Here is a 5,320-nt window from a genome sequence, read left to right as displayed (position 1 = left end):
CCCGATGGCGGCGCTTGTCGCCGTGATGATCATGGTGTCCATCGGCACCTTCAACTGGGCCTCGATCCGCAACCTGCGCGAGCACCCCAAAAGCTCCAGCGTGGTGATGCTGGCCACCGTGGTGGTGACGGTTGGTACGCATGACCTGGCCAAGGGCGTGCTGGTCGGCGTGCTGCTGTCAGGCTTCTTCTTCGCCCACAAGGTGGGCCAGATCCTGCGTGTCGCCTCACGCACCGAGGACGAAGGCCGCGTGCGCACCTACACCATCACCGGCCAGGTCTTCTTCGCTTCCGCCGAGCGCTTCATCAACACCTTCGACTACAAGGAAGTCATCGAGAAGGTGCGCATCGACGTCAGCCGCGCCCATTTCTGGGACATCACCGCCGTCAGCGCCTTGGACAAGGTAGTGATCAAGTTTCGGCGCGAAGCCACCGAGGTCGAAGTCATCGGCCTGAACGAAGCCAGCGCCACGATGGTGGACAAGTTCGCCGTGCATGACAAGGACGGTGCCGACGACATGCTGATGGGCCACTAAAGAGGAGACAAGTTCATGAACAACGAAAACAAAGTGCTGGCCTGCGTGGATCAATCCCACTTCGCCGATTACGTGGCCGACTACGCCGCCTGGGCCGCCCGCCGAATGGATGCGCCGCTGGAGTTCCTGCATGTCATCGACCGTCATCCCGAGTTGGGATCGGGCGATGATCACAGCGGGGCCATTGGCATCGACGCACAGGAAAATCTGCTGACCAAACTCTCCGCCGAAGACGAGGCCCGCACCAAGCATGCCCGCGAGCAAGGCCGCATCTTCCTCAATCGGCTGCGCGAGCGCGCAGTGGCGGCCGATGTCGCCCAAGTCGATGTTCGCCAGCGACATGGCGATCTGGAAGAGACGCTCGCGGAACAGGAAACGGGCGTGCGCCTGGTGGTCTTGGGTCGCCGTGGCGAAGCAGCCGAAACCACCCAACGCGACCTGGGCCGCAACGTCGAGCGCGTGGTGCGCGCCCTGCACAAGCCCATCCTGACCGTAACGGAAGGCTTCAAGGCGCCGCAGCGCGTGATGATCGCCTTCGATGGTGGCACTGTGACCCGCCGAGGTGTCGAGATGGTCGCCGGCAGCCCGCTGTTCCGTGGCCTGCCGATCACTCTGCTGATGTCGGGCAAGGAAAGCCCGGATGCCCCCAAGCAGCTCGATTGGGCCAAGACCACCCTGGAAGAGGCTGGCTTCAATGTAACTGCCTCGCTGATTCCCGGCGATGCGGAAAGCATCATCGCCAAGACGGTGAAAGCGCAATCCATCGACATGCTCATCATGGGCGCATTCGGCCACTCACCGCTGCGCAGCCTGCTGTTCGGCAGCAAGACCACCGATCTGCTGCGCTCATCGACCATCCCCACCCTTCTGCTGCGATAACGAAGGAGTTGCCTCAATGAACATCGAACAGTTCCGCGCTCGGCTGCAGATCGAGCAAAGGGAAACCGTCGAGGCAATCGAGCAGGCGCAACAGTCCGCCGCGCCGGTCGAGCTGGATCAATCCAGTGTCGGCAGGGTGTCGCGTATCGACGCCCTCCAGCAGCAGGCACTCGCCCTAGGGTTGCTTGAGCGGCTGACTGTTCGCAAGCGCAAGGTCGAGGCAGCCCTGGCCCGCCTCGACGCTGGCACCTACGGGATGTGCTGCGCCTGCCAAGGAGACGTGGAACCGGAACGGTTGAATGCCGATCCGGCTGTCGTCTTCTGCCAGGAGTGCAAAAAAAATCGCTGATGTCGCGTTGAAGCGGCCACTCCTTCGGCAATGGATGCTCACCCCACGCGCGCAACCGACTTCATCCGGCCCTTCGAACGCGCGGCCGGACGCAGCAACCCGCGCAGCAGGTAGTCGCGCACGATGTGCACGCTCACGCCGGCATCCTGGGCCAGACGCGACACCGTGTAGCGTTCATCGAACACCTCATTTTCCTCAGCCGGCGCAGCAGGACAGTTGCTTCACGTCCTTGCTGAAGGTCTGCGCCGCGAGCTTGAGTCCCTCGACCATCGTGAGATACGGGAACAACTGGTCGGCCAGCTCCTGCACGGTCATGCGGTGGCGGATCGCCAGCGCGGCCGTCTGGATCAGTTCGCCCGCTTCCGGCGTGACCACCTGCACGCCGATCAGCCGTCCGGTGCCGGCCTCGGCAACCAGCTTGATGAAGCCGCGGGTGTCGAAGTTGGCGAGTGCCCGCGGCACGTTGTCGAGCGTCAGGGTGCGGCTGTCGGTCTCGATGCCGTCGTGGTGCGCTTCGGCCTCGCTGTAGCCGACCGTCGCTACCTGCGGGTCGGTGAACACCACCGCCGGCATCGCCGTCAGGTCCAGCTCAGTAATGCCGCCGGTCATGTTGATCGCGGCGCGGGTGCCGGCCGCTGCCGCCACATAGACAAATTGCGGCTGGTCGGTGCAATCGCCGGCAGCGAAGATGTGCGGCGCGCTCGTTCGCATGGCGCGGTCGATGACGATGGCTCCCTGGGCATTGACCTCGACGCCCGCCGCTTCGAGGTTCAGGCTGCGCGTGTTCGGTGCGCGGCCGGTGGCGACCAGCAACCGGTCGGCGCGCAGTTCGCCGCGTCCGGTGGTGAGCACGAATTCCCGGTCGACATGGGTGACTTGGCTCGCCTGGGTGTGGTCCAGCACCTCGATGCCCTCGGCGCGGAAGGCGGCCGTGACGGCCTCGCCAATGGCCGGGTCTTCGCGGAAGAACAGTGTGCTGCGCGCCAGGATCGTGACCTGGCCGCCCAGCCGGGCGAAGGCTTGCGCCAGCTCGACCGCCACCACCGACGAGCCGATCACGGCCAGCCGCTCAGGAATCGTGTCGCTCGCCAGCGCCTCGGTGGAGGTCCAGTAGAGCGTGTCCGCAAGGCCCGGGATGGGCGGAATCGCCGGGCTCGCGCCGGTGGCGATCAGGCAGCGGTCGAAGCGCACCTCGCGCGTGCCACCGTCAGCGGTCGTCACGGTCAGCGTGCGCGCGTCCTTGAACCGGGCCTCGCCGCGCAGCACGGTGATGGCCGGGGTGCTTGCCAGGATGCCTTCGTACTTGGCGTGGCGCAGCTCATCGACGCGGCCTTGTTGCTGGGCCAGCAACCGGTCGCGCAGCACGGCAGGCGCAACGGCAGGCAGACCGTCGTCGAACGGGCTTTCCCGGCGCAAATGGGCGATGTGCGCGGCGCGGATCATGATCTTGGAGGGCACGCAGCCGACATTGACGCAGGTGCCGCCGAGGGTGCCGCGCTCGATCAGCGTCACATGTGCGCCAAGCTCTACGGCCTTCAATGCCGCCGCCATCGCCGCACCGCCACTGCCAATCACGGCCACGTGCAGCGCTGGCTCGCCGCTACCGCGCTTTGCTTCGCTACCCAGCCAGCCGAGCGCCTTGTCCAACAGGCCGGTGGCGGGCAAACCCTGCGAGTCGGCAACCCGAGCGCGGTAGCCGAGCGCAGCCACGGCCGAAACCAGCGGGTGCAGGCTCACGCCGGCATCCGCCTCGATCTCGGCCCGTTTGCGCGGATAGGACACCGAGGCCGCGCGCACGCCGGGCACGTTTTTCAAAGACTGCTGGACGTGCTCGGCGCACGACGTGCAGGTCATGCCTTCGATGTGGAGGGTGATCGCTTCGGCCATGGTCACGCCCTCACTGCTTCACGGTGGCGGGGTAGCCAGCGTTCTCGGTGGCCTTGGTCAAGGCGTCGGCATTGGTCTTGGCGTCGTCGAAGGTGACGATGGCTTCGCGTTTCTCGTAACTGACCTCGGCCTTTTGCACGCCGTCCACCTTGGTGAGTGCCTTCTTCACTGTGATCGGGCACGCAGCGCAGGTCATGCCGGGCACCGAAAGCGTGACGGTCTTGGTGGCGGCCCAGGCGGGCGCGCTCAGGGCGGCGGCCAGGGCGATGAGGGTGGTGAGTTTCTTCATGGCGATCTCCTTTCAGTAGAACAGCGGCAGGACGTAGGGAAAAGCGAGGGCAACCAGAACCAGGGCGGCCACGACCCAGAAAATCACCTTGTAGGCCGTCCGCACCTGCGGCACGGCGCACACGTCCCCCGGCTTGCAGGCTTGAGCCGGACGGAAGATGCTGCGCCAGGCGAAGAACAGCGCGATGAGCGCCGCGCCGATGAAGATCGGCCGGTACGGTTCCAGCACGGTCAGATTGCCGATCCACGCGCCCGAAAAGCCGAGCGCGACCAGGACGAGGGGGCCGAGACAACAGGCCGAGGCGAGGACGGCTGCGACGCCGCCGGTCGCCAGTGCGCCGCGGCCGTTCTTGGATTCCGACATGAGGTTCTCCTTCCGGGACTTCGCTCGATGCTGTAACGTTACTTCCGTAGTCAACTACGGAGTCAAGCGCCGTGGAAAACGCTTCGGAGAATCTGACCATCGGCGCCTTCGCCAAGGCGGCCGGGGTCAATGTGGAGACGATCCGCTTCTATCAGCTCAAGGGCCTGTTGCCCCAGCCGGAGCGGCCGTATGGGAGCATCCGCCGCTATGGGCAGGCTGATGTGGCGCGGGTGAAGTTCGTGAAATCAGCCCAGCGCCTGGGGTTCAGCCTGGATGAAATCGGCCAGCTCCTGAAACTGGAGGACGGCACCCATTGCAGCGAGGCGGCCGAACTTGCTGCCCACCGGCTGGCCGATGTGCGCGCACGCATGGCGGACCTCACGCGGATGGAAGAGGTGCTGTCGACGCTGGTGAGCGAGTGCAACGCGCACCAGGGCAATGTTTCCTGCCCGTTGATCGCAGCCTTGCACTGTTGCTGAAGGGCACCTATTCAATGTGGGCGTCGGCGAGTGCCGATTGCCGCTCGCATGCGCGCCGTCCCGGCGCCACGCTTCCGGCAATGTTCCGCTGACACCCGTCAGCAGCATGCCCAGGCAGTCTCGATCTTCAAGACTGCGACGCGGTTCCGACCGCGTTGATCACACCAGTTCGCCCCGGCATCCCAGCGCGAACGGCCATCGGTTCTCCCGATGGTGATGCCACCCAAGCTGTTCCTTCAACCCACGCGGGGGTTCCACACCTTCCCCGCCTTGGGTCGGGTGTGTCTCCGCCTCTTTGTTCTCAGGAGATTCACCATGACCACTTCCACCGACAAGTCCTACTTCGACCTGCACATCACCGGACTCGGGTATCTCAATCGCATCCGCGAAGTGAAGCCCAAGAAAGGCGATTCGTTCCTGGCCTGCGACATCGCGGCTCTGAACGGTCCCAGCGATGACGTCTCGTATGTGCGTTTCGACACGCGCGTATCGGGTTCGGAAGCGCAGCACCTGGTGCGCCGCTGCATTCAGGCGGTCGA

8 protein-coding genes and 1 pseudogene are annotated in these 5,320 nt (G+C 65.1%); 5 read left to right on the top strand and 4 right to left on the bottom strand.

From position 1 onward, the window contains the following. The 3 genes from PHQ87_RS14130 to PHQ87_RS14120 all read left to right on the top strand — a co-directional run. Nucleotides 1-535, top strand: a 535-nt coding sequence (locus tag PHQ87_RS14130) for an STAS domain-containing protein (protein ID WP_300235641.1), incomplete at its 5' end; no start/stop codon positions are given. A gap of 15 nt (nt 536-550) precedes the next feature. Continuing rightward, nucleotides 551-1,414 carry a universal stress protein gene (locus PHQ87_RS14125; protein ID WP_300235638.1) on the top strand — a complete coding sequence of 288 codons (864 nt, stop codon included), beginning with the start codon at nt 551-553 and terminating at the stop codon, nt 1,412-1,414. A gap of 16 nt (nt 1,415-1,430) precedes the next feature. Continuing rightward, on the top strand, nt 1,431-1,763 hold the full coding sequence (locus tag PHQ87_RS14120) for a molecular chaperone DnaK (protein ID WP_300235635.1): 333 nt from the start codon (nt 1,431-1,433) through the stop codon (nt 1,761-1,763). 68 nt (nt 1,764-1,831) lie between these two features. Here the strand turns inward: PHQ87_RS14120 and PHQ87_RS14115 are convergent. The 4 genes and pseudogenes from PHQ87_RS14115 to merT form a co-directional block, all read right to left on the bottom strand. Then, nucleotides 1,832-1,948 (bottom strand): annotated as a pseudogene (locus tag PHQ87_RS14115) (MerR family transcriptional regulator); the annotation flags it as partial. Between the two features lie 10 nt (nt 1,949-1,958). Next, nucleotides 1,959-3,650: a mercury(II) reductase gene (merA, locus tag PHQ87_RS14110; protein ID WP_300235632.1), complete on the bottom strand. Its 1,692-nt coding sequence runs from the start codon at nt 3,648-3,650 to the stop codon at nt 1,959-1,961. Nucleotides 3,651-3,660: 10 nt separating this feature from the next. Next, nucleotides 3,661-3,939, bottom strand: a complete 279-nt coding sequence (gene merP / locus PHQ87_RS14105) for a mercury resistance system periplasmic binding protein MerP (protein WP_023434583.1) — start codon at nt 3,937-3,939, stop codon at nt 3,661-3,663. 12 nt (nt 3,940-3,951) lie between these two features. Further along, the gene (gene merT / locus PHQ87_RS14100; protein ID WP_023434582.1) at nt 3,952-4,302 is read right to left on the bottom strand and encodes a mercuric ion transporter MerT; all 351 of its coding nucleotides are present in this window, start codon (nt 4,300-4,302) and stop codon (nt 3,952-3,954) included. A 71-nt stretch (nt 4,303-4,373) separates the two neighbouring features. Here merT and merR point away from each other — a divergent pair, with 71 nt between their 5' ends. Further along, nucleotides 4,374-4,781 carry an Hg(II)-responsive transcriptional regulator gene (gene merR / locus PHQ87_RS14095; RefSeq protein ID WP_023434581.1) on the top strand — a complete coding sequence of 136 codons (408 nt, stop codon included), beginning with the start codon at nt 4,374-4,376 and terminating at the stop codon, nt 4,779-4,781. A 315-nt stretch (nt 4,782-5,096) separates the two neighbouring features. Continuing rightward, the coding region (locus tag PHQ87_RS14090) for a DUF3577 domain-containing protein (RefSeq protein ID WP_300235621.1) at nt 5,097-5,320 on the top strand (224 nt) is incomplete at its 3' end.

The sequence above is a fragment of the Hydrogenophaga sp. genome (assembly GCF_028698005.1).
Taxonomy (GTDB): Bacteria; Pseudomonadota; Gammaproteobacteria; order Burkholderiales; family Burkholderiaceae_C; genus Hydrogenophaga.
Note: the sequence above shows the minus strand (reverse complement) of the source record. Positions and strands in the feature narration are given on the sequence as shown.

Bases quoted from the DNA above. Each gene is read 5' to 3' on its own strand.
- PHQ87_RS14125 (WP_300235638.1), top strand. From the start codon at position 551: ATGAACAACGAAAACAAAGTGCTGGCCTGCGTGGATCAATCCCACTTC.
- PHQ87_RS14120 (WP_300235635.1), top strand. From the start codon at position 1,431: ATGAACATCGAACAGTTCCGCGCTCGGCTGCAGATCGAGCAAAGGGAA.
- merA (WP_300235632.1), bottom strand. From the start codon at position 3,650: ATGGCCGAAGCGATCACCCTCCACATCGAAGGCATGACCTGCACGTCG.
- merP (WP_023434583.1), bottom strand. From the start codon at position 3,939: ATGAAGAAACTCACCACCCTCATCGCCCTGGCCGCCGCCCTGAGCGCG.
- merT (WP_023434582.1), bottom strand. From the start codon at position 4,302: ATGTCGGAATCCAAGAACGGCCGCGGCGCACTGGCGACCGGCGGCGTC.